This window comes from Kitasatospora sp. NBC_00458 (assembly GCF_036013975.1).
Classification (GTDB): Bacteria; Actinomycetota; Actinomycetes; order Streptomycetales; family Streptomycetaceae; genus Kitasatospora.
Genome location: NZ_CP107904.1, coordinates 4,917,033 through 4,938,596 on the forward strand (window position 1 = coordinate 4,917,033; position 21,564 = coordinate 4,938,596).

Here is a 21,564-nt window from a genome sequence, read left to right on the forward strand (position 1 = left end):
GGACCACGGTGGGGGTGGCGAACATGGCGCGTCGGTACGGCGGTTCGGGAGGCGGCCCGAGAGGCGGCCCGAGAGGCGGCCCGAGAGGCGGCGGCGGACGGCGGCCCGGCGGCGGAGGGGGCTGTCTGAGCGCCCTCCTCCTGCTGGTCTTCTTCACGGTGCCGGGCTACCTGCTCGCCCTGCCCGTCCTGATCCCCGCCGTCATGAAGAGCCAGACACCGCCGCTGCACACCACCCCCGCCCAGGTGGCGCTCCTGGTCGGCGCCGCCTACCTGGTCGCCCTGCTGCTCGACTGGCAGGCCGGCCGGGGCCGTCGCGCCGCGCCCTGGGTGGTGCCCGCCCGGGCGGCCGCCCTGACCGGGCTCTCCGCGCTGGTGGCCTTCCTGGTCGGCGAGTTCCTCGCACCCCGGGTCCTCGGCGAACAGACCGGAGCCGGGGCCGACGCGTCCGCCCTCCAGTGCGTCGTGGTCGGCGCGGTCGCCTGGGTCTGGCGGCTGCGCGTCCGCTCCTGGGCGGACGCCGCACCGGACCGGTACCGGACCCCGCCGCGCCGCACCGGTACCCGGCCCGGGGCCCGTACCCGCACCGTCGCCCGACCGGGCGCCGGGGAGGTGTGGGTGGCGATGGTGCCGTTCCGCGACCGGGCGGAGGCGGCGCGGCACTACTGCGTGATCCTCCAGGCCCGGGAGGGGTACGCGGAGGTCCTGCAGATCACCAGCAAGGACAAGGACCACCGCGACGACTACATCCGGATGGAGAACGAGGGCTGGAACCGCACCGGCAAGCAGTCCTGGATCGAGGTCGGGATGGTGCCGCGCCGGGTGCCGTACGAGAGCTTCCTCTCGGACCACCCGCAGGGCCCGTGCCCGCCGCGGATCTGGCGGGAGATCCAGCGCCGTCAGGCCGCCCTCGGGCCCGGCGGCCCGCCCCGGCAGCGGCCGCCGGGCGGTGCCTCCGGCGGCCCGTCGGGCGGTCCGTCCGGCGGCTCCTCGGGGCCCGGCCGGCGCCGTCCGCCGAACTCGGGGCGCGGGCGCCAGTCCTGAGCCCCGCACCGGGCCGGTGCCCGCTCAGTTCCAGGTCGCACCGGCCGGCTCCTGGATGGTCGCGTTGATCCGGTTGAAGAAGTTGGTCAGCCCGACCATCAGGATGATCGCGGAGAGCTGCTCCTCGGTGAAGTGGTCCGCCGCCGCGTCCCAGACCGCGTCCGGCACGGCCTGGCCGGAGCGGTCGGCGATCCGGGTCGCGGCCTCGGTCAGCGCCAGGGCCGCGCGCTCCTCGTCGGTGAAGTACGGGGCCTCCCTCCAGGCGGCGACGGCGTGCAGCCGCTCGTCCGTCTCGCCGGCCTTCTTGGCGCCGGTGACGCCCGCGACGACGCAGGCGCTGCACCCGTTGATCTGGCTGGCCCGCAGGTGGACGAGCTCCAGGAGGGTGTGCGGGACCCCGCCCTGGTACATCGCCTTGTAGATGTTCTGGATGCCCTTCATGGCGTCCGGCAGGACCATGGCGGGGTTCTTCATCCGGGCGGTGTGGGTGGTCATCTGATGGTCCTCCAGGTCGGGGGGCCCGCGTGTCCGTCACGCGGACCGGTTAACGTCCGTCAATGCACTGACGGATCCCGACGCGAGGATGTGACAGGTGAACGGGGACGATTTTCTGGCCGCGCGCTTCGAGGAGCACCGGCCCCATCTGAGGGCCGTGGCCTACCGGATGCTCGGCTCGCTCAGCGAGGCCGAGGACGCCGTGCAGGAGGCCTGGTTCAAGCTGGAGCGGGCCGACACGAGCGGGGTCGCCAACCTGGGCGGCTGGCTGACCACCGTGGTCGGCCGGGTCTGCCTGGACCTGCTGCGCGCACGGGTGGCCCGGCGCGAGGACCCGATGCAGGACCGGGACGGCCGGGAGGTCCGGCTGCCCGACCCGGTCATCGGCGGGGCGCAGGCGATCGACCCGGAGCACGAGATCCTGATGGCCGACTCGGTCGGCATCGCGCTGATGATCGTGCTGGAGACGCTGTCCCCGGCGGAGCGGCTCGCGTTCGTGCTGCACGACCTGTTCTCGGTGCCGTTCGACGAGATCGCGCCCGTCCTCGGCCGCACCTCCGCCTCCACCCGCCAGCTCGCCAGCCGTGCCCGCCGCCGCGTCCAGGGAGCGGCGCCCGCGCCCGACGCCGACCTGGCCCTGCGGCGGGAGGTCGTGGAGGCCTTCCTGAGCGCCGCGCGCGGTGGGGACTTCGACGCGCTGCTCGCGATCCTCGACCCGGAGGTGGTGGCCCGCTCCGACGGCGGCGCGCTGCGGCCCGGCCTGGTCCGGCACGGGGCCACCGAGGTGGCTTCCGGGGCGAGCGCGTTCGGGGCCCGGTTCGCCGGGGAGTCCCGCCTGGTACTGGTCAACGGCGAGCCCGCCGTCGCCGTGTTCGCCGAGGGCCGCCCGGTCTCGCTCGCGGCGTTCACCGTCCGCGGCGGCCGGGTGGTCGCGATGGACATCTACACCGACCCGGAGCGCCTGGAGGCACTCGGCCTGACCGCCTGACGGCCGCGCCGCGACCGGGACGTCCCCGAGGGGGCGTCCCGGTCGGGACGGGCACGGGGAGGTCAGATGCCGCCGAACTCTCCGGCCCGGACGCTGTTCACGAAGGCCTGCCAGGCGGTGGGGGTGAAGGTGAGGTCGGGCCCGTCGGGGTCCTTGGAGTCCCGCACCCGTCCCGGGCTGGCGTCATCCACCTCGACGCAGGAGCCACCTTCGCCGTTGCTGTAGCTGCTCTTGCGCCAACGCGACGTGCCCACAGGTGAACTCCTCAGCCCTCAGGGTTGGATGCTGCCGAACTCTCCGGCCCGGACGCTGTCGATGAAGGCCTGCCAGGCGGTGGGGGTGAAGGTGAGGTCGGGCCCGTCGGGGTCCTTGGAGTCCCGCACCCGCCCCGGGCTGGCGTCATCCACCTCGACGCAGGAGGCGCCGCTGCCACCGCTGTAGCTGCTCTTACGCCAACGGGTTTCTCTGGGCATTCTCATGCTCCTCCGCCGCCGACAGGATCAGAGCCAGGGACGCCTCCGGCGACAGTGCGACGGCCCGCAAGAGATCGTAGGCTCGCTCGCACTTGCCCACCAACTCAGTATCGTCGAGGAGTTGACCTGCATGCGGGCCTTCGCTATAGGCGATCGGCGGCGCGTCCCGGAACGTCATCAGGCACAAGAGGCCTTCCAGTAGCGCGTGGGCGCCCGCCTCAAAGGTCACCACTTGGACGACCATCCGCCGCCTGTTGATCAGGTCTGCGATGTGGCGGAGCTGCTCTGCCATGATCGCCCGACTTCCGACGACACGACGGAGGACGGCTTCGTCCAGGATGTACCACAACTTCGTGCCTGTTAGGGCAGTGACGGCTTGAGCCCGTTCCATCCGTGCCGAGACGAGTTCGTCCAATTCCCCTTCGGTGCGGAGCGGCTCGGCGCCGAGGAAGACAGCCCTGGCGTACTCGGGAGTCTGGAGCACACCGGGCACGATGAGCGCGGCGAACTCGCTGATGGTCACAGCGTTCTGCTCGTGTGCCGCGGCGTGTTTGAAGTAGTCGGGGAATCGCGAGAACTCCAGCAGGTCATGCAGCCTCTCCAACACGCCACCTGTTGAGAGTGCCTCATCGATTCTGATCGACAGGTCCAGCTTGGGGACTCGGGCAGCCGTTTCCAATAGTCCGATATACCCACCGGTGACGAAGGTCATCAACCCCAACTTCTCCTGGGAGATCCGCGGGGTGGCGGATTCTCTCACCCTCTTCAGCTCGGAGGCGTAGAACTCCCGCGGTGACTTCCCCGGAGGCAGGATCTTCTCCCTGTCCTTGGCCATCGAGGACCTCCTTCTAACAAATAACAGGTAGTCACTTTCCCGCTTCTCAGCGTAGTCGTGATCCTGCTTTCCTGGAGGGGCAATCGTGGAATTCACCGAAAGGCGCAACTCCCATGTCCTCCAGGCTCAGAAACATCACCGCCGACGACCGCCGTGAGGCGGCCGAGGCCCTCGGCGACCTCAAGGCGACCCTCGCCGCCGCCGGAACGGCTCTCCCCTCCACGGGGATCGACTGGAACTGCGCCTCCGTCACCGGGGTCGTCCTGATCGACCTGGGTGCCGCGCCGACCTCCGTCGTCCTCAAGCTCGTCGATGTGATCCGCGACGGTGTCCGCGCCCGCCGGGAGCAGAGCGAGCGGAAGTCCTGGCGGCCCTCCTCCGGTCTTCCCGTCACCCTCAACACGGCCGGCGGCGTCCCGCTGGCGGCCGAAGTCGTCGCCGTCACCGGCCGGTTGGTGACCGTCCGCCTCGCCGCCAAGTGATCCCGGAAGCGAATCGCACCACATGACCATCGAACCGATCCCCACCCTGGCCACCCCCGTGCGCGGTCAGCTCGTCCACGACCGCCGGACCCGCCGTACCGGCGTCTACATGGACACCGTCGGGGGCCGCCTCTACCTCCGCCCGGTCGGCGGCGGCATCGAGTGGACCACCCGCCCCGAGTACGTCGGCCCCCCGTCGCCCGGCATCCCGCCGGACCCGGGGCGCCGGGCCGGATGAGCCGCCCGCCCCGTGTGCTCCTGATCGCCGCTTCGGCCGCCTCCGTGGCGGCCGGCACGGCGCTCGCCGCGCTCGCCGGCCATTCGGTCCGCCGCCATGGTCCCGGTGCGGCCAACCTGCTCTTCCTCCTGGTGCTCTGCGCGGGCACCCTGGTGGCCAACTCCGCTCTGAGCTGCGTGATCCAGCGCTACTGGGCGGCCCGCCGACGCTGACGCCTCCGCACGAGAAGTCGGCCCGTCCGACTTCTCGTGCAGCCGCCGGGCGCGAAAAGGCGTGGCGGCCCCGGCGACCGGCCGCCACGATGACGGGCGTGACCAGGATCCGCACCGCCACCACGGACGACGCCGCCCTGCTCGCGGGCCTGAACGAAGCGGTTCACGACCTGCACGTCCGGCACCGGCCGGACCTCTTCCTCGCCGCCCCGGAGGCGGAGGCCGCCTTCGCGGAGCGCCTCGCGGACCCGTCCGTCACCGTCCTCATCGCGGCCGGGGACGACGGCGAGGCCGTCGGATACGCGCTCGCCCGGGTCGTCCAGTGGCCGGGCGGTCCGTTCACGGGTCCGGACGAGGTCGCCGTCCTCGACCAGCTGGCGGTCTCGCCCGCCGCGGCGCGCACCGGGGTCGGTTCGGCGCTGCTGGAGGCCGTCCGCGCGGCGGGGCGCGACGCCGGGTGCCGCCGCCTGGTCACCAACGTCTGGGACTTCAACGAGGACGCGCGTGCCTTCTACCGGGCCTCCGGCCTCCGCCCGATGAACCGCATGCTGGACCAGCTCCTCTGAACGCGCACGCCGCCCCCGCCTCCGCGCGAGAAGTCGGCCCGTCCGACTTCTCGCGCAAGGGGACGTATCCGGGCCCGACCCGCTGAGGCGGTGAGACCACGGTCGGCGGGCGGGCCTCCGGTCACCGGACGTGTGCGGCGATGGTCCTCGCGCACTCCATCGACTCGGCGTGCGCGGTGTCCACCTCCAGGTCGTAGCGCACGCCCCGGTGGACCGCGTCCGCCTGGGAGGCGGCCATCCCGATGGTCCGGTCGCCCCTTGCCACCTCGCGGCCCGCGGCCACCGCGCCGTCGCACCGGACGCCGACCCACAGCACGCGCAGCCCGCCCAGGGCCTTCCGCCACCGCTGCTGCGAGTCCGGTCCGCCGAGGAAGACCTCGTCGACGATGACCCGGGCGCCCGCGCGGGCCATCGCGGCGATCCCCTCGATCCACGCCGCTTCCAGCGTGCGGAACTCCGGCCCGACGGTCACCTCACCGTCCGGGGCGAACCCGATGCCGCCGTCCGCCGTCTGCATGGAGGCGGGCATCGCCTCGACCAGCGTGTCCGTCCCGAGGGCCAGCCACGGGTCCGGGAGGACCGCCTGGAGGCAGCGTGCGATCCCGGACTTCCCCGAGCTGGAACCACCGTTGAGAACGATCACCTGTGTCATCACGGCGCCACCGTAGAGGCGCCGGGTCCGTACCCGAAACGGATTTCCGCGCCCCCGGTGCCACCCGCCGCCACCCGCGACCGCCCGGTGGTCTTTCCCGTCACGGCACCGGCGCCGCTCGCGACCTCGCCCTCCTGCGCAGGAAGTCGGACCATTTGACTTCCTGCGCAGGCACTTCGCAGGGCCTCCAGCCGAGGCGATGCGTGGGTGCGTCGGGTGTGCCAGGACTCGGCGGGCTCAGATGCTCCGGATGATTTGCTCGCGTTGGGCATGGAACTCAGCGTCGCTGATGAGGCCTTGGTCTAGCAGTGCCTGGAGCTCGCGGAGCCTGGCCGCCCGGTCGACAGGTTGGTGCGGCGGTGGCGCCGTCGGCATGCCCTGCTGGTACGGGGGAGGCCCGGTGGGCGGACCGGGGTGAGGCGGCGGAGCCGGGTACTGGTGCGGAGCCGGGTACTGGGGTGCCTGACCGTAGTGTGGCCCGGGATGCTGAGGAGGTCCGGGGTAGGGCGGAGGCCCGGGATAGGGCTGGACGTTGACCTGGACGTTCTGCTGAACGTCTGCGGCGTTCTCGTGGAGCATCATCAGGTGGCCGCACGCTCGGCACTTCCGGGCAACCAGTTCGGAGATACCGAACGTCATGGAGGCTGCTCCGGCCCGGCCGGCCGCCCGTCCCATGTTCCCGGCTACCGAGCCGGTGCACTTCGAGCAGTTCTGGCAGCCGGTCTGGACCCTCTTCGCCATGGCGATTCCCGTCCCCTTGAGAGTGTGGAAATTCTAGCCGTCCCGGCCGGACCACGCGGCGGAATGCCTTGGGCGTGGTGGGGCGATGTGTGATCGGTCCGGTCAGGGGAGCGAATCCGTCGGACTGTACGACTGGCGAGCTTCGTTCGCGACCGGGTGGAGGGGTGGTGGCGCAGGCGGTCGGATCGGCCGCGTTCCTGTTCAACAGCCCTTTAGGGGTAGGCGGATGAGACTCCCGACCGGCAAAGGTTCGCATGGCAGACTGTTCGACTGACGGTCCGTTCGGTCGGATCGGACGGAGGGGCGAGGCATGAGTGGTCGGGGGGCCGTGCTCGGGGGGCGCTACACGCTGACGGCGCGGATCGGCGGCGGCGGGATGGGCGCGGTCTGGCGGGCCGACGACGCGGTGCTCGGGCGGCAGGTCGCGGTGAAGATCCTCCATGCGGCGCTGCTGGAGGACGGCACCTTCGCCCAGCGCTTCCGCCGCGAGGCCCAACTGCTCGCCGCCCTCAGCCATCCCGGCATCGTGGACGTGCACGACTACGGCGAGGAGGGACCCGACGGGGACGGCGGGCGGGCCGCCTACATCGTCATGGAGCTGATCGACGGCCGTCCGCTGGACAAGGTGCTCGCCGAGGACGGGCCGCTGGCGCCGGAGCGGGCGCTCGGCCTGCTCGCCGAGGCCCTGGACGCCCTGCACGCGGCGCACCTGCGGGACATCGTGCACCGCGACGTCAAGCCGTCCAACCTGATGCTCCGGGCCGACGACCGGGTGACGGTCACCGACTTCGGCATCGCCCGGGCGATGGCCGGCACCAGGCTCACCGCCTCGCACGCGGTGATCGGCACCGCCCTCTACATGGCACCCGAGCAGGCCGAGGGCAAGGCGATCACGCCCTCCGCCGACCTCTACTCGATCGGCGTGGTCTGCTGGGAACTGCTCACCGGCACGCCGCCGTTCACGGGCGAGAGCATGCTGGAGGTGGCGCTCAAGCACCTCCGGGAGCCGGTGCCGGAGCTGCCGGAGCCGTTCCCGGCGGCGGTCCGGGCGTTCGTCGCGACGGCGCTCGCCAAGCAGCCCGGGGAGCGCTTCGCCGACGCCGCCGCGATGGCGGCCGCCGCCCGTGCGGCGGTGGCCCCGGGCAGGGCGACGGTCCCCGCGGCACCGGCCCCGCCCGCGGGACCCGTCCCGCCGCCCGAGTCGCCGCCCGTCCCGCTCCCCGAGTCGCCTCCCGAGGTCGGCGAGGTCGGCGAGGTCGCGCCCCGGGCGGCCACGGAACCCGGCCGCCGCACCCGTCGGCGCGGCTTCCTGGTACCCGTCGTGCTCCCGCTGGTGATCTCGGTGGGCACGGCCACCGTGCTGCTCATCGACAAGGCGCCGTTCACCTCGGGGGTGCAGGAGCCGGGTTCGGCTCCGTCCACGGTGGTGACCGTCACCGCGACCGTCCCGGCCGCGCCGCTCCCGGGCGCCGGGTCGCCCACGGCCGCGTCGCCCGGCAGTGCGCTGCCCGCCACCCCGCCGGGGACCGGGGCGGCGACCACTCCGCCGCCCACCGCCGCGCCGACGAAGGCGGCCACCGGAGCGGCCCAGACGACCGCACCGCAGAAGCCGTCGGCCACCATCGCACCGCAGCCCGGCGCCCCGGCGCCCGGGGATCCGCCCACGCTCCCCGCCCCCTCGGCCCCGCCGACGATTCCGCGGCCGTCGGCCCCCGCCGCCGGCCAGTCGTCCCAGGCCGCCCCGCCCCCGGCCGCCGCCCCCGCCGCCGGCTGCGGCGGCACCGACTGGGGCTACATCACCAATGTCGGTGACGGTCTGCGCGTCGGTCTCTCCCAGGACGGCCTGGCGGGCGGCCAGGCCGTGGTGATGGGCGGTGCGACCGCCTACGGCTGGGTGCACACCGTCCCGAGCAGCTGGCACCAGTTCAACCCGTGCAAGCTGAGCGCCCCGCCGCTGGTGCAGGAGATGGACGGCAAGGTCATCCTCTCCAACGGCTTCAGCTTCCTGACCAACTGGACGGTCACCGCCGCGACCACCCCGGGCGCCTTCTACCTGAAGGACTACATGGGCCAGAACTGCCTCACCGACAACGGCGCGGGCGCCCAGCTCACCATGACGGTCTGCACCCCGGGCAACAAGGCGCAGGAGTACCGGATCCCGTAGCCGGATGCTCACCGGGATCTCCGCCGGCCCGGCTCCAGGACCATCGGCAGGCCCTTTCGGTCAGGGCCCGGGGCATGCCGTGGTGCGGCGGTCGTGGAGTGTGCTCCGGTGGCTCTTCGAGAGAGGTTCCCGGCGCGCGGCCGGACCCACCGGACCACCGCGACGGGGGTGTTGCCGGCCCCGCACTCCGTTGTGACAGAACCAGGACACCTGGTATGGCACTCTGACGATGCGGGCACAAACCGCCCAGGCAGCGGTTCGTAGGACCGCCTGTTCACGCACGTCACGGGGGAGCTGGAAACAAGTGGGCAAGACACGTATAGCGATGGTCGCGGCAACCGCAGCCGGCATGCTGGCTCTCGCCGCGTGCGGGGGACAGTCCTCGCCGGAGAACAACACCGCGGCCGCCGCCTCCGGCGCTCCCAGCGCAACCGTCAGTGCACCGGCCACCCCGGGGACGACCGCGCCGACCACCCCGGCCGAGCAGCCGTCGGCCACCCCCGAGGCACCCGCGCCGACCACCCCGGCCGCCGGGCCGTCGAGCGCCCCCGCTCCGCAGACGCCGAGCGCCCCGTCGGCCAAGCCCACTGCCAAGCCCACCGCCAAGCCCACGGCCAAGCCCGTCGTGCCGGCTGCCGACTCCTCGGCGAGCGCCAAGCCCTCGGCCGCCGCCTCCGCCAAGCCGTCCGCCGCCGCCAAGCCCACCGCCTCCGCCAAGCCGTCCGCCCCGGCGACCGGTACCCCGAGCCCGGCGGCGCCCACGACCGGCGCCGCGAAGCCGCCGGTCGCGGACGGCAAGTACGACCCGCGCTGCATGACGGGCCGCGCGATGTGCATCGACAAGACCACCAGCACCTTGACCTGGATCATCGACGGTGTCCCGCAGTACTCCTTCGAGGTCCGCTTCGGCTCGGCGGAACTGCCCACCCGCGAGGGTGCGTTCAGCGTGAACTCCAAGTCGAGGAACCACGTCTCCACGCTGTACGGCACCTCGATGCCGTACGCGATGTTCTTCAGCGGTGGTCAGGCCGTGCACTACTCCCCGGACTTCGCCGCCCGTGGCTACAGCGGCGCCTCGCACGGCTGTGTCAACGTCCGGAACAAGGCGCTCATCGGGAAGCTGTTCGACGAGTCCCGGGTCGGCGACAAGGTCATCGTGCACCGTTCCTGACCGAAGTCCCGACCGAGCAGCCGGTCCGCGTACCGGACACGGCAGTGGCCGCCCAGGGTTTCCCGGGCGGCCACGCGGTTTTCACGGTCCTCCGGCCGGACGTGTGGATCACCGATCCACACGGTGCTCGCCGTGTGGCCCGCCGACCTCCTGCGGACTGCTCGACTCGGTCGACTACGGGGTCGCGCTCCCCACCGTGCTGCCTGCGGTGTCAGTCCCCACCTGCCGCCAGCCGCCGTCGCCCTCGACCGGCGCCGGGCCGAAGTCGTAGCGGACGCCCGCCGGCCCGAAGGCGAGCAGGGATATCGACGACGAGCCCCAGATCCGGCCGTCGCCGAACTCGCGCCGCTGCACCAGCGCCGCCGGGTCGTCCAGGGGCAGCCCGTCGCCCGCGACGATCGGCAGCCACCCGCCCCACGCCTCGCCGGTCGGCGCGGCGCCGGGAAGCGGCTCCGGGCGGGCGGTCGCCCCGAAGCGGGCGCGGAAGCGGGCGGCCCGGGCGGCCATCAGCGAGCGGATCCGCTCGGAGGCGGTCCGGTTCTCCGCCATCCCCTCCGGGCCGTCGTTGAGGACGACGCTCAGCCCGGTGGGCAGGTCCAGCTCCGCGAGCCGGCCGCCGGGGCCGCCCCAGCTCAGGACGCGTGCGCCGCCGACCCGCGCGACCACCAGGTGGAACGGGTCGTACCGGTCGAGGTCCAGCCGGTCGATCCGGCCGCCGCGGACGGCGAGCAGCGGCAGTTCGCCGCGGGACTGCCGGGCCCGCGCGGGGGCCGGGGTGCCGAAACCGTTCAGCAGGCAGGCCGCCACCGGCCCCCCACCGGGCTCACCCGGTCCGCCCGTCCCGTCCGTCCCGCCCGTCCTGCCCGTCCCGTCCGGTCCACCGGGCCCGACCGCCAGCCAGGTGCCGCCCGCGAGCAGGTCGAGCCCGCCCACCGCCGTGGGCTGCGCGGGCCAGTGCCGGCCGGGCGGCGCCCACCGCCGTCCGGCGTACTCGTCCCGCACCGCCAGCAGCAGCACCGGTACCGCCGACGACGGCTCGATGCTCACGAACGCCGTACACACGTCCTGTCCCCCTGACCTCGTCCGTCCCGGACGGCGCCGGGAACGCACCGGTACCGCCCTCACCGCGATCCTCGCACGGTCGTTCGTATTCGGGGAGGTGGCCGGAGACGGCCGGAGGGGCCCGGCGGCGGCCGGGGGTGCGCCGGTGCCGACGCCCGTCGTCCATCCGGGCGCCCCGCGAAGTGGCCCACGATTCTCCACCTCGAACGCACCAGGAATGCGGGCCACCACGCCCCTAGGCTGACAGGCATGACGACGACGAACGAGACCCCGGCCGACTCCCCCGTCCCCGCCGCCGCGCAGCGGATCTCCCTCCCCGACCTGGCACCCGACTTCTACAAGGCGATGTTCGCGGTGGAGCGCGCCGCCCGGCAGGGCGTGGACCCGGTCCTCGCCGAACTGGTCAAGGTGCACGCCTCGATGATCAACGGGTGCGCGTTCTGCATCGACATGCACTCCACCGACGCGCTGAAGAACGGCGAGCGGGACCACCGGCTGCTCTCCCTCCCGGCCTGGCGCGAGACCCCCTGGTTCACCGCGCGGGAGCGGGCCGCGCTCGCGCTGACCGAGTCGGTCACGCTGCTCACCGAGGGCCACGTGCCGGACGCCGTCTACCAGGAGGCCGCCGCGCAGTTCGAGCCGGCCGAGCTGGCACAGCTGATCGCCCTGATCATCACCATCAACTCCTGGAACCGGATCGGTGTGACCTCCCGGCTCAGCCCGGCCGCGAAGTAGGGTCCGGGAGCATGACAGCACAGCAGCAAGCCAGGGCCCGCCTGCTCCGCGAACTCCACCGCCCGGGGGAGCCGTTGGTGCTCGCCAACGTCTGGGACGCGGCGAGCGCCCGGCTGGTCGCCGCCGCCGGCGCCCGGGCGGTGGCGACGGCCAGCGCGAGCGTCAGCTGGACGCTCGGCAGCCCGGACGGGGACGCCGCCGACCGGGAGGAGGTGCTGGCCCAGACCGCGCTGATCGTCCGCGCGGTCGGCCTGCCGGTCACCGCCGACCTGGAGAGCGGCTTCGCGGAGACGGCCGCCGGGGTGGGCGAGACCGTCGGCGCCCTGCTCGCCACCGGCGCGGTCGGGGTGAACCTGGAGGACGGCCGGCGGCCCGCCGCCGAGGCGGCCGACCGGATCGCGGCGGCCCGCGCGGCGGCGGACGCGGCCGGGGTGGACCTCTTCGTCAACGGCCGGACGGACGTCTTCCTGCTCGGCCTCGGCGACCCGGAGGGCCGGCTGGACGAGGCGGTCACCCGGCTGCGCGCCTACGTCGAGGCCGGTGCGGACGGCGTGTTCGTGCCCGGTGTGGCCGACCCGGAGGTGATCGCCGCGCTGGTGCGGGCCGTCCCGGCGCCGCTCAACGTGCTGGCCGGGCCGGGCTCGCCGTCCGTGCCGGAGCTGGCGCGGCTGGGCGTGGCCCGGGTCAGCCTGGGACCGGGTCTGGCCCGGGCGGCGTACGCGGCGGTGCGCCGCGCCGCCGCCGAGGTGTACGCGGACGGCACGTACACCGCGCTCGACGGTGGGCTGGGGTACCAGGAGCTGCAGGAACTGAGCGCCCCCGCAGGCGGGTGAGCCGGGCCGGGTGAGCCGGGCCGGGAGCGCCCGGTGCGGACGAGGGCGCCCGGAGCGGACGGGGGCGCACCGGCGTGCAGGTGGGAGCGCCGACGGGAGCACCCGCCGGCGCGTCCCCCGGAGTTCCCGCCGGTGGCGCCGCGGGCCCGGCCCGCGGCGCCACCGGCGGCCGGGTCTCAGAGGCCGTGGCCGATCTGGCCGCTGAGGCCGGGGTGGCTCATCTGGTTGGTGCCGATGGCCTCGATCTCCCCGGCGGCGTGGCCGACCAGCGGCAGGTCCTTCGCCTCGTGGAGGACGAGGTCGGCGGGGGAGAGGGTGAGCCCCTCGGAGAGTCCGCCGAGCGCGTCCGGCGAGGCCGCGGTGGAGGTGGCGGCCGAGGCGACCGGGACGGCGGCGGCGAGACCGGCCAGGGTGAGGGCGGCCAGGGTGGCGAGTTTCTTCATGGAACCCCCAACGACCCGGCCGCCCCGCGGTCACTTCCGGACGGTCAGACGGTCACCCGCAGCGTCCGCACGCTGTTGCTGACGAACGACCCGATCGGCTCCGGCGCCGGGCCCGGTGCGAGGGCCAGCGCGGGGTACCGCTCGAACAGGAACCGCAGCGCCGTCTCCGCCTCCATCCGGGCGAGCCCGGAGCCGAGGCAGAAGTGCGGGCCGTGGCCGAACGACAGGTGCCGGTTCGGCTGCCGGGTGAGGTCGAAGCGGTCCGCGTCCCCGTAGTGCCCGGAGTCCCGCCCGGCGGCCGCGTACGAGGCGAGCAGCGCGTCGCCGCGCCGGATCACGGCGTCCCCGACCGGGATGTCCTCGACCGCGTACCGGAGCGGGAACTGGCCGACCGGCGAGTCGTGGCGCAGCGTCTCCTCCACCACGGCGGACCAGGACGCCGTGCCGCTGCGCACCAGCTCCAGCTGCTCGGGGTGGGCGAGCAGGGCCCGGACGGCGTTGGTGATCAGGTTGAGCGTGGTCTCGTGGCCGGCCACCAGCATCAGCAGCAGGGTGCCGACCAGTTCCTGCTCGCTGAGCCGGTCGTCCTCCTCGCGCGCGGCGATCAGGTCGGTGGTGAGGTCGTCGCCCGGTTCGGCCCGCTTGGCGGCGACCACCGAGGCGAGCAGGGCGAACAGCGACTGCTGGGCGGCGACCGCGGCCTCGGGGGTGGCCGAGCTGGAGACCAGGGTGTCGGAGAGCTCGTGCAGTTCGTCCTGCTGCTTGGGCGGCAGGCCGAGCAGTTCGCCGATCACCTGCATGGGCAGCGGGTAGGCGAAGTGCTCGCGCAGGTCGAACTCGCCCTCCAGACCGGCTATTCGGTCGAGCAGCGCGACGGTGCGGGCCTCGATGGCGGGCTGCAGCTCGGCGACCCGGCGCGGCGTGAACGCCTGGGTGACCAGCCCGCGCAGCCGCCGGTGGTCGTCGCCGTCGGCGGTGATCATGCCGGGGACGGTGACGAAGTTGGTCAGCGGCCAGCCGGCCGGCAGGCGGCCCTCCCGGAACACCGTCCACAGCTGCGGGTTCTTGCCGACGCGGGGGTCGGCGAGCAGCTGCTGGAGGGTGTCGTGGTGGGTCACTGCCCAGACCACCACCCCGCCAGGGAGCTCCACCAGGACCGCCGGGCCGGCTTCCCGGAGCCGGGCGTTCTCCCCGTGCTGGTCCCGTCCGAAGGGGTCGAGCCGGACGGGGCCGTCTGCTCCGGTGCCGGACCCTCCTCGGAGGGGGACGGCTCCGTGGCCGGGGCGGTCGTGCTCGGCGGCAGCGGCGGTGTCCATGCGGTGGGCCTCTCGGGGGCTGGCGGGCGGGGCGGGGTGAAGGCGCTGTAGAGCACCGGCAGGCTGACCAGGGCGCGTGACCACGGCGACGGGCGCCAGGCCAGCTCGCCCGCCGGTACGGCCAGTTGGAGGTCCGGCAGGCGGTGCAGCAGGGTCTCGACGGCGGTCTCGACGATGATCCGGGCCGGCTGCTGGGCCGGGCAGACGTGCTTGCCCGCGCCCCACGCGAGGTGGGCCCGGTTGCCGCCGAGCGCGCCGTGCCCGAGGGCGCCGGTGCCCTGGGCGGCCGGGTCGGCGTTGGCCGCGGCCAGGCCGAGGACGAGCATGTCGCCCCGGCTGATGTACTGGCCGCCGAGGACGGTGTCGCCGGTGGCCCACCGGCCGGGGAAGTTCTGCGTCGGCGGGTCGCGCCAGAGCACCTCCTCCAGCGCGTCCGAGACGGTCAGCCGTCCGCCGGTGAGGGTGGCCCGGAACCGGCGGTCGGTCAGCAGCAGCCGCAGCGTGTTGCCGGTCCAGCAGATGGTGGTCTCGTTGCCGGCGACCATCATCACCACCAGGTGGTGCACCGCCTCCTCGTCGGTCAGCGCGGCCGGGTGGGCCAGCAGCCAGGAGGTCAGGTCGGCGCCGGGGGTGGTCCGGCGGTGCCGGACCAGGTCGACCAGGATCGCCTGGAACTCGGTGTTGGCGCGCACCGACTCGGCGCCGCTGTCGGCGATGTGGCTGATCAGCTGGATCAGGTGCTGGCCGGTCTCGGCGGGCAGGCCGAGCAGCTGGGTGAAGACCAGCAGCGGCAGCCGGCGCGCGTACTGGGCGACCAGGTCGGCGGTGCCGTCCGGGCCCCAGCTGTCGATCAGCGCGTCGGCGGCGGTCTCGGTGGTCTCGCGCAGCTGCCGGTGGTCGATCTGGGCGAGCGTGTCGGCGACGGCGGCGCGCAGCCGCTGGTGCTCGGCGCCGTCCAGGTTGAGCAGGGTGGGGCGCCAGGCGGTCATCGGCTGGAGCCGCGAGTCGGCGGCGAGGCGGCCCTCGGCGGGGACCCGCCAGCGGCGCGAGTCCTTGGAGAACAGCGCCTCGTTGCGGGTGAGTTCGAGCAGTTCGGGGTAGCCGACGACCAGCCAGGCCTCGACCCCGGGCTCCAGCTCGATCGGTGCCACCGGTCCGTACTGGTCGCGCAGCCGGGCGTACAGGCCGTGCGGGTCGTCGGCGACGGCGGTGCCGTACAGCGGGGTGAGCGGCACGCCGACCGGCAGCCCGCCGGGCAGCGCGGCGCCGGGGGGTGCACCGCCCGCGTGCGCCGGGCAGCCGGGCGGCGGGAGCGCGGTGCCGGGCTCGGGGTGCGTCATCGCTGGAGCTCCAGTACGGCCGTGGAGTGCAGGTGGTCGACGAAGTCGATCAGCAGGTCGTACGCGGCCCGCCGGTCCCGTGCGTCGCAGTAGAGGATCGGCGCCTCGGGCAGCAGGTCCAGCGCCGACCGCAGCTCCTCCTCCGGGTAGCTCGGGGTGTCCGGGAAGGTGTTGACGGCCACCGCGAACGGGATCCGCTGCTCCTCCAGCCGGCCGAGCACGTCGAAGGCCTCGTCCGGGCGGCGCAGGTCGACCATGGCGATGGCGCCGAGCGCGCCGCGCGACAGGTCGTCCCAGAGCGGCCAGAACCGCTGCTGGCCCGGAGTGCCGAAGAGGTAGAGGGCGAGCCGGGGGTTGAGCGTGATCCGGCCGAAGTCCAGCGCGACGGTGGTGGTGGTCTTCTCGCCGCGCCCGGTGAGGTCGTCGACGCCGCTGCTGGCGGCGGTCATGGTCTCCTCGGTGCGCAGCGGGGCGATCTCGCTGAGCGAGCCGACCAGCGTGGTCTTGCCGACCCCGAACGGGCCGGTGACGAGGATCTTGACCGCGCCCTGGACGGACGGCGGCAGGTACCGGGGCTCGGCGGGGCGGTCGACGGGCGCACCGGCGGGCGCGCCCGCGAGGGCGTCAGCGGAGTTGGCGGAGGCCAACGAGTACCTCTTCCAGGAGGGTTGTGGGCAGGCGTTCGGCCTGCGGGACGGGCGGGAGCACCTGGACGGCGCCGAGGTCCCAGAGGTCGCCGACCAGCACCTTGACGACGCCTAGCGGCAGCCCCAGGTAGGCGGCCACCTCGGCGACCGACAACAGGCTGCGGCAGAGGTCCAGGATCCGCTGGTGCTCGCGGTTGAGCAGTGCGTCCTCGGGCAGTTCGGGCCGGTCGGGTAAGGCGGTGACCAGACTCTCCACGGCCAGGGCGGTCCGGGTGGGGCGGCTGCGGCCGCCGGTGATGACGTAGGGCCGGACCGGCCCGTTCACCGCTGGTCCCCCGCCGCGAGGTCGGCGCGCGGCGGGCTGGTGAGGTGGGAGCCGATCCGTTCGACCAGGACCTGCATCTGGTAGGCGACCAGCCCGGCGTCCACGGCCTCGGCGGTCACCACGGCCAGGTGGGCGCCGGCGCCGGCGGCGACGATGAAGAGGTAGCCGCCGCCGTACTCGATGATGATCTGGCGGGTCGCGCTGCCGTGGCCGCCGAAGCCCTGGGCGACGCCGCGGGCCAGCGACTGGAGGCCCGAGCAGGCGGCGGCGAGCCGCTCGGCGTCCTCGCGGAGGATGCCCGCGCTGCGTCCGATCTCCAGGCCGTCGTTGGACACCACGACGGCGTGCCGGACCTCCGGGACGGAGACGATGTCGGCGAGCAGCCAGCCGAGGTCAGGGGTGGTGGTCATGGAATTCTCCGGAGCGCTGGGGAAGCTGGGGGGAAGCGGGAAGGGAAGGGTCGTGCGGGGTCGCCTGCGGCCGGCCGGGGTGCCGGTCGCCGTGGCGGGGGGAGCGGGCCTGGTCGGGTCCCTCGGAGCGGCCCGGGGAGGGGGCCTGGGGCCGACCGTGGGACCGGCCCTGCTCCTGGCCCGGGGAGAGGGCTGGGGAGGGGGCTGGGGAGGGGGCCTGGGCCCGGGCGGCCGAGCGGCCGCTGGCCGTGCCGGCCTGGAACATCGCCATGAACGCCTGTGCCTGCTGCGCCGAGCGGTACGGCGGAGCGGGCGCGGGGCTCGGCGCGGCGGCCGGGGCGTGCCGGGTGGCGCGGTCGCGCCGGTGGCTCCGGCGGGGCAGCGGCGGCGGGGTGGTGCCGGCCGCGGCCGCCCGGTCGGTGGACGGGTCGCCGGTGGACGGGGCGCCGGCCGGGTCGGTGCCGGGCGCTCCCGGGGTGCCGGACAGCGGCGGGTAGCCGGCGGCCGGCGGGTACAGCGGCGGGTACCCGGACGGCGCCGGGTAGCCGTACGGGTCCTGCGCGGACTGCGGGCCGGGCTGGTGCTGCCGCCCGTACCCGCCGCCGCCCGGCTGCCCGTGACCGCCCGGCTGTCCGTGACTGCCCGGCTGCCCGTACGCCTCGCGGGGCCCGTACGCGTCCTGGCCGTACGTGCCGTGGCCGTAGGCGTCCTGGCCGTACGCGTTCCCGGTGTGCGCGTCCTCGGGGCGGGGGCCCCGGGCGGGAGCGCCCGGGGACCTGTGCGCGCCCCGGGAGCCGGTCCCGCCCTGCGCGCCGTACGGGCCCGGAGCGCCGTGCCCCGCCTGCCGGCCGGGTTCGGGGGCGCCGGGCGGCGGGGGAGCGGGGGCCCGGTGCGGCCCGGGGCCGAACACCGCGTCGTCCGTGCCGTAGCCCGGGACGGTCGGCGGCAGCGGCTCGGTGAGCAGGGCGTTCGGCAGCAGCACCACGATCCGCACCCCGCCGTACGGCGAGGGCGCGGAGCTGAGGGTGACCCGGAACCCGTACTGCTCGGCGAGCCGGCCGACCGCGGCCAGGCCGAGCTGCGGGACCTCGCCGAGGCGGGAGACCTCCATCGCGGTCCCGCCGGCCAGTGCGGCGGCCGCCTTGGCGACGGCCTGCTCGGGCATGCCGACGCCGCCGTCGTCGATCTCGATGACGGCGCCGTTGTGCACCGGCATCAGGGTGACGAACACCTGGGTGCTGGGCGGGGAGTAGCGGGTGGCGTTGTCCAGCAGTTCGGCGACGGCGTGGATGAGCGCCTCGGCGGCGGCGCCGACCACGGCGGTCTCGATCCGGCTGCGGACCACCACGCGCTGGAACGGCAGGATGCGGGACTGGGCGCCGCGCACCACGTCCTCCAGCGAGACCGGCTCGGGCCAGTGCCGGCCGGCCCGGGCGCCGCAGAGGACGGCCAGGGTCTGGGCGAGCCGGGCCTGCTGGGCGGCGGCGTGGTCCGCCTTGAGCAGGCCCTCCAGCAGGGCCGGGTCGTCGTGGGTGCGTTCCATCTCGTCCAGCAGGGCCTGCTGGTCGTGGGCCATCACGAGGATCCGGCGGGCCACGCTGAGGAACGCCCGCTGGGTGGAGGCGTTGAGCTCCTGCTCCTGCTGGACGGCGGCCAGTTCGGCGCCGCGCCGGGCGAGTTCGGCGGCGAGCTGTTCCTTGAGCCGGTCGTTCTCGCGCTGCTGCTGGACGACCCGGCGGCGCTGGGTGGCGGAGACCGCGCGGTAGCGGGCGGCGGCCACGAAGGCGAGGGCGGCGAGAACGCCGGTTGCCGTTGCGCACCACTGAGTCATCGTCACGCCGCGAATTCTAGGGTGATGATCCTACGAAGGTGTGAACGGATCTCGCCAAGTGACCGGAACTCGTCGATATCCCGTCAATAGCACGCCGGACGACCGTTCTTCGGGCCCGATCCGACGGTCGGCGAACACTTCGGCCGCCCCCCGGCAAGGGCCTTATTGCCCTGATGACAACCGGTGCAACAACAGCAGGGCGACGTCGTCCGGGCGGGAGCGCCGCTCGGTGACGTTCAGGGTGAGCAGGTCGGCCAGCCGCTCCAGGGCCGGCCCCGGAGCCGACCGGACCGGGCCGGTGCCGCCGGCCCACAGCTCCAGCCCGCCGAGCATCCGGTGCACCGACTCGTCGTAGTCCTCCTCCCGGTCCTCCACCAGGCCGTCCGTGTACGCGAGCAGCGTCTCGCCGGGCGCCAGGTGCTCCACCACCAGCGGGTACGACGCGTCCGGGTCGACGCCCAGCGGCGGGCCGCCGGGCAGCTCCAGCTCCACCGCCCGGGCGTCCGCGGTGACCCGGACCGGGGCCGGATGACCCGCGCGGGCCGCCCGCAGCGTCCCGTCGGCGGGATCGAGGGTGAGGTACAGGCAGGTGGCGAACAGCTCGGTGTCCAGCTCGGCGAGCAGCCGGCTCGTCCGGGTCAGCGTGGCGGCCGGGTCGTGCCCGTCGGTGGCGTAGGCGCGCAGGCCGCTGCGCAGCTGCCCCATCACGGCCGTCGCCTCGGCGTTGTGGCCCTGGACGTCGCCGATCACCAGGCCGATCAGGCCGTGCGGCAGTCGCAGCAGGTCGTACCAGTCGCCGCCGATCTGCATGCCCTCGGTGCTCGGCAGGTAGCGGGCGGCGCTGGCGATCCCGGGCAGCCGGGGCAGCGAGCGCGGCAGCATCGCGCGCTGCAGCTCGGTGGCCCGGTGGTGGTGGGTGTCGTACAGCCGGGCGCGCTCCAGGGACTGGGCGAGGATCCCGGCGAAGGCCGAGTAGAGGGTGCGGTCCTCGCGGCCGAAGACGCGTTCGGTGGCGAAGGTGATCAGGCAGGAGCCGACCTGCCGGCCGGAGGCCACCAGCGGCAGCACCGCCCAGGCCGCCGGCGCGAGCGCCCCGCCGGCAGCGGGCCCGTCCGTCGGCTGCCCGTCCGGCGCCTGCCCGTCTGTTGTGCCCTGCCCGTCCGGCGCCTGCCCGTCCGGGCCGCGCGCGCTCCGGCTCGGCTCGCTGAACAGCGGCGCGGAACGGGCCAGCGCGCTCTGCATCACGCCCTCGGAGAGGTCGGCCAGTCGGGTGAGCTCGGAGCGCCGCGCGCCCCCGTAGACGGTGTGCGAGACGGGCAGCAGCCGGCCCTCGTCCACCAGGTCGAGCACGATGCCCGCGGCCCCGAAGGCCGGCCGGGCGACATCGGTGACGGCCGTCGTCACGTCGCGGACGGTGACCGCCCGGGAGAGCGCCCGGGTGAGGGCCAGCAGCAGCGCCGAACGGGCCCCGACCGCGGGGTCGCCGCCCTCCGGGGCGGCCGGGCGCTCCTCGGGGTCGCGGCCGTGGTCCCGGTCGGCGAGCAGCCCGGCGATCCGGACCGGCCGCCGGTGCACGTCCAGCATCACCTCCCCGGTCTCCTCGATCCGGATCACCCCGCCGCCCCGGCGCGGTACCCGGTAGCGGATCCGGTACGGGCCGCCGGTGTCGAGCGCCTCGGCGAGCGCGGCCTGGACGTCCGGCAGGTCCTCGGGGTGGACGAGCAGGTCGAGGTCCGGGGCGGGCGCCGGGCCGCCGCCGTCCGGCAGCGGCCGTCCGACCAGGCGGTGGGCGTGGTCGTCCCAGTAGGTCTCGCCGGTGACCAGGTCGCGTTCGAAGGCACCGTGCCCGGCGGCCCGGACGGCGAGCGAGAGCATCGGCTGGCCCGGTCCGGTGGCCGGGGCCGGGCCTGCCCCGTCGGGACCGGGGCCGGGGCGCACTCCGGCGGGCGCGCGCTGTCCGGTCCGCCCGGCGTGCCCGGCGTGCGCGCCCTGGTCGGACTGCGCCCGGCGCTCGGCCTGCGCGTGGTCGATCAGGTGGGCGAGCCGGTGCGCGCAGGCGTCGCCGAGGGTCTCCAGGACGTCGAGGTCGCGCCGGGGGACGGTCCCCCGGTGGGCGAGGGCGAGGGCCAGCACGCCGAGCGGCTGTTCGTCGACCACCATCGGCAGCGCGATGACGGCGACCATGCCGGTGCCCATTCCGGCGTTCCGGTTGGGGTAGTCGACGCTGGTGCGCTCGGGGCTGAGCAGGTAGGGGCGGCGCAGCCGGAGCGCCGTCGCGGCGGGGAGGTCACCGGTCGGGTCGACGACGCCGTAGCGCTCGTGGGCCCAGTCGGGCAGGCCGTGGGAGGCGGTGAGCCGGAGCATTCCGGCGGAGTCCAGCAGATAGAGCGCGGATCCCTCGCCGGTGATCCAGTTCGGCCCCTCGGAGAGGACGGTGCCGAGCAGTTCGGCGGCGCTGGTGCAGCCGAGCAATAAGCGGACACAGCGCATGGCACTGCGCGCGGTGGGGCTGCTGCGCGGGTCCACGGGATTTCCGGCCTCTCCGGGTCCTTATGGGGCAGT

At 74.5% G+C, this 21,564-nt stretch carries 25 protein-coding genes; 10 read left to right on the forward strand and 15 right to left on the reverse strand.

Annotated features, from left to right (window positions below; translation table 11 throughout):
• Nucleotides 1-23: 23 nt before the first annotated feature.
• A complete protein-coding gene (locus OG550_RS20440; RefSeq protein ID WP_327679604.1) occupies nt 24-1,043 on the forward strand; it encodes a DUF3488 domain-containing protein in 1,020 nt (339 codons plus the stop codon).
• A 24-nt stretch (nt 1,044-1,067) separates the two neighbouring features.
• Here OG550_RS20440 and OG550_RS20445 read toward each other — a convergent pair whose 3' ends face one another.
• The gene (locus OG550_RS20445; protein WP_327679606.1) at nt 1,068-1,538 is read right to left on the reverse strand and encodes a carboxymuconolactone decarboxylase family protein; all 471 of its coding nucleotides are present in this window, start codon (nt 1,536-1,538) and stop codon (nt 1,068-1,070) included.
• A gap of 97 nt (nt 1,539-1,635) precedes the next feature.
• Here OG550_RS20445 and OG550_RS20450 point away from each other — a divergent pair, with 97 nt between their 5' ends.
• Complete coding sequence (locus tag OG550_RS20450; RefSeq protein ID WP_327679608.1) at nt 1,636-2,526, forward strand: sigma-70 family RNA polymerase sigma factor; 891 nt, start codon at nt 1,636-1,638, stop codon at nt 2,524-2,526.
• A 62-nt stretch (nt 2,527-2,588) separates the two neighbouring features.
• Here OG550_RS20450 and OG550_RS20455 read toward each other — a convergent pair whose 3' ends face one another.
• From OG550_RS20455 to OG550_RS20465, 3 genes are read right to left on the reverse strand one after another with little or no spacing between them, the layout of a single operon-like run.
• Entirely contained in the window at nt 2,589-2,780 is a 192-nt protein-coding gene (locus OG550_RS20455; RefSeq protein ID WP_327679610.1) for a DUF397 domain-containing protein, read from the reverse strand.
• Nucleotides 2,781-2,798: 18 nt separating this feature from the next.
• Complete coding sequence (locus OG550_RS20460) at nt 2,799-2,999, reverse strand: DUF397 domain-containing protein (protein WP_442906034.1); 201 nt, start codon at nt 2,997-2,999, stop codon at nt 2,799-2,801.
• A complete protein-coding gene (locus OG550_RS20465) occupies nt 2,974-3,834 on the reverse strand; it encodes a DUF5753 domain-containing protein (protein ID WP_327679613.1) in 861 nt (286 codons plus the stop codon). The genes OG550_RS20460 and OG550_RS20465 overlap by 26 nt, the downstream gene beginning before the upstream one ends.
• A 113-nt stretch (nt 3,835-3,947) precedes the next feature.
• On the opposite strand from OG550_RS20465, the gene OG550_RS20470 reads away from it, so the two are divergent.
• The 4 genes from OG550_RS20470 to OG550_RS20485 all read left to right on the forward strand — a co-directional run bounded on the left by OG550_RS20470 (nt 3,948) and on the right by OG550_RS20485 (nt 5,332).
• Nucleotides 3,948-4,316 carry a hypothetical protein gene (locus tag OG550_RS20470; RefSeq protein ID WP_327679615.1) on the forward strand — a complete coding sequence of 123 codons (369 nt, stop codon included), beginning with the start codon at nt 3,948-3,950 and terminating at the stop codon, nt 4,314-4,316.
• A gap of 22 nt (nt 4,317-4,338) precedes the next feature.
• Nucleotides 4,339-4,554: a hypothetical protein gene (locus OG550_RS20475; protein ID WP_327679616.1), complete on the forward strand. Its 216-nt coding sequence runs from the start codon at nt 4,339-4,341 to the stop codon at nt 4,552-4,554.
• Nucleotides 4,551-4,766: a hypothetical protein gene (locus tag OG550_RS20480; RefSeq protein WP_327679618.1), complete on the forward strand. Its 216-nt coding sequence runs from the start codon at nt 4,551-4,553 to the stop codon at nt 4,764-4,766. Before OG550_RS20475 ends, OG550_RS20480 begins: the two co-directional genes overlap by 4 nt.
• Before the next feature lie 98 nt (nt 4,767-4,864).
• A complete protein-coding gene (locus tag OG550_RS20485; protein ID WP_327679620.1) occupies nt 4,865-5,332 on the forward strand; it encodes a GNAT family N-acetyltransferase in 468 nt (155 codons plus the stop codon).
• A 121-nt stretch (nt 5,333-5,453) separates the two neighbouring features.
• Here the strand turns inward: OG550_RS20485 and cpt are convergent, their stop codons facing one another.
• Nucleotides 5,454-5,984 carry a chloramphenicol phosphotransferase CPT gene (gene cpt / locus OG550_RS20490; RefSeq protein ID WP_442906162.1) on the reverse strand — a complete coding sequence of 177 codons (531 nt, stop codon included), beginning with the start codon at nt 5,982-5,984 and terminating at the stop codon, nt 5,454-5,456.
• 237 nt (nt 5,985-6,221) lie between these two features.
• On the reverse strand, nt 6,222-6,725 hold the full coding sequence (locus OG550_RS32795) for an SHOCT domain-containing protein (RefSeq protein WP_442906035.1): 504 nt from the start codon (nt 6,723-6,725) through the stop codon (nt 6,222-6,224).
• Between the two features lie 310 nt (nt 6,726-7,035).
• Between OG550_RS32795 and OG550_RS20495 the strand changes: the two genes are divergently transcribed.
• Together OG550_RS20495 and OG550_RS20500 are read left to right on the forward strand one after the other, a co-directional pair.
• Nucleotides 7,036-8,889: a serine/threonine-protein kinase gene (locus OG550_RS20495; protein WP_327679624.1), complete on the forward strand. Its 1,854-nt coding sequence runs from the start codon at nt 7,036-7,038 to the stop codon at nt 8,887-8,889.
• Nucleotides 8,890-9,193: 304 nt separating this feature from the next.
• Entirely contained in the window at nt 9,194-10,060 is an 867-nt protein-coding gene (locus tag OG550_RS20500; protein ID WP_327679626.1) for a L,D-transpeptidase, read from the forward strand.
• Nucleotides 10,061-10,234: 174 nt separating this feature from the next.
• On the opposite strand, the gene OG550_RS20505 is transcribed toward OG550_RS20500, so the two are convergent.
• Entirely contained in the window at nt 10,235-11,107 is an 873-nt protein-coding gene (locus tag OG550_RS20505; RefSeq protein WP_327679628.1) for an NRDE family protein, read from the reverse strand.
• A gap of 264 nt (nt 11,108-11,371) precedes the next feature.
• Here OG550_RS20505 and OG550_RS20510 point away from each other — a divergent pair, with 264 nt between their 5' ends.
• Together OG550_RS20510 and OG550_RS20515 are read left to right on the forward strand one after the other, a co-directional pair.
• A complete protein-coding gene (locus OG550_RS20510; protein ID WP_327679629.1) occupies nt 11,372-11,857 on the forward strand; it encodes a carboxymuconolactone decarboxylase family protein in 486 nt (161 codons plus the stop codon).
• A gap of 11 nt (nt 11,858-11,868) precedes the next feature.
• Complete coding sequence (locus tag OG550_RS20515; protein ID WP_327679631.1) at nt 11,869-12,690, forward strand: isocitrate lyase/PEP mutase family protein; 822 nt, start codon at nt 11,869-11,871, stop codon at nt 12,688-12,690.
• Between the two features lie 176 nt (nt 12,691-12,866).
• Here the strand turns inward: OG550_RS20515 and OG550_RS20520 are convergent, their stop codons facing one another.
• The 8 genes from OG550_RS20520 to OG550_RS20555 form a co-directional block, all read right to left on the reverse strand.
• Nucleotides 12,867-13,133 carry a hypothetical protein gene (locus OG550_RS20520; protein ID WP_327679633.1) on the reverse strand — a complete coding sequence of 89 codons (267 nt, stop codon included), beginning with the start codon at nt 13,131-13,133 and terminating at the stop codon, nt 12,867-12,869.
• 44 nt (nt 13,134-13,177) lie between these two features.
• The gene (locus OG550_RS20525) at nt 13,178-14,251 is read right to left on the reverse strand and encodes a cytochrome P450 family protein (protein ID WP_327679635.1); all 1,074 of its coding nucleotides are present in this window, start codon (nt 14,249-14,251) and stop codon (nt 13,178-13,180) included.
• Complete coding sequence (locus OG550_RS20530; RefSeq protein ID WP_327679637.1) at nt 14,248-15,789, reverse strand: cytochrome P450; 1,542 nt, start codon at nt 15,787-15,789, stop codon at nt 14,248-14,250. Before OG550_RS20530 ends, OG550_RS20525 begins: the two co-directional genes overlap by 4 nt.
• Nucleotides 15,786-16,355: a GTP-binding protein gene (locus tag OG550_RS20535; RefSeq protein ID WP_327684004.1), complete on the reverse strand. Its 570-nt coding sequence runs from the start codon at nt 16,353-16,355 to the stop codon at nt 15,786-15,788. The genes OG550_RS20530 and OG550_RS20535 overlap by 4 nt, the downstream gene beginning before the upstream one ends.
• 58 nt (nt 16,356-16,413) lie before the next feature.
• Nucleotides 16,414-16,761 (reverse strand): DUF742 domain-containing protein, encoded by a 348-nt coding sequence (locus OG550_RS20540; RefSeq protein ID WP_327679639.1) that lies wholly within the window; start codon nt 16,759-16,761, stop codon nt 16,414-16,416.
• Complete coding sequence (locus OG550_RS20545) at nt 16,758-17,171, reverse strand: roadblock/LC7 domain-containing protein (protein WP_327679640.1); 414 nt, start codon at nt 17,169-17,171, stop codon at nt 16,758-16,760. The genes OG550_RS20540 and OG550_RS20545 overlap by 4 nt, the downstream gene beginning before the upstream one ends.
• Entirely contained in the window at nt 17,155-19,002 is a 1,848-nt protein-coding gene (locus OG550_RS20550; RefSeq protein WP_327684005.1) for a sensor histidine kinase, read from the reverse strand. The genes OG550_RS20545 and OG550_RS20550 overlap by 17 nt, the downstream gene beginning before the upstream one ends.
• A gap of 162 nt (nt 19,003-19,164) precedes the next feature.
• The gene (locus tag OG550_RS20555) at nt 19,165-21,528 is read right to left on the reverse strand and encodes a SpoIIE family protein phosphatase (protein ID WP_327679642.1); all 2,364 of its coding nucleotides are present in this window, start codon (nt 21,526-21,528) and stop codon (nt 19,165-19,167) included.
• Nucleotides 21,529-21,564: the final 36 nt, after the last annotated feature.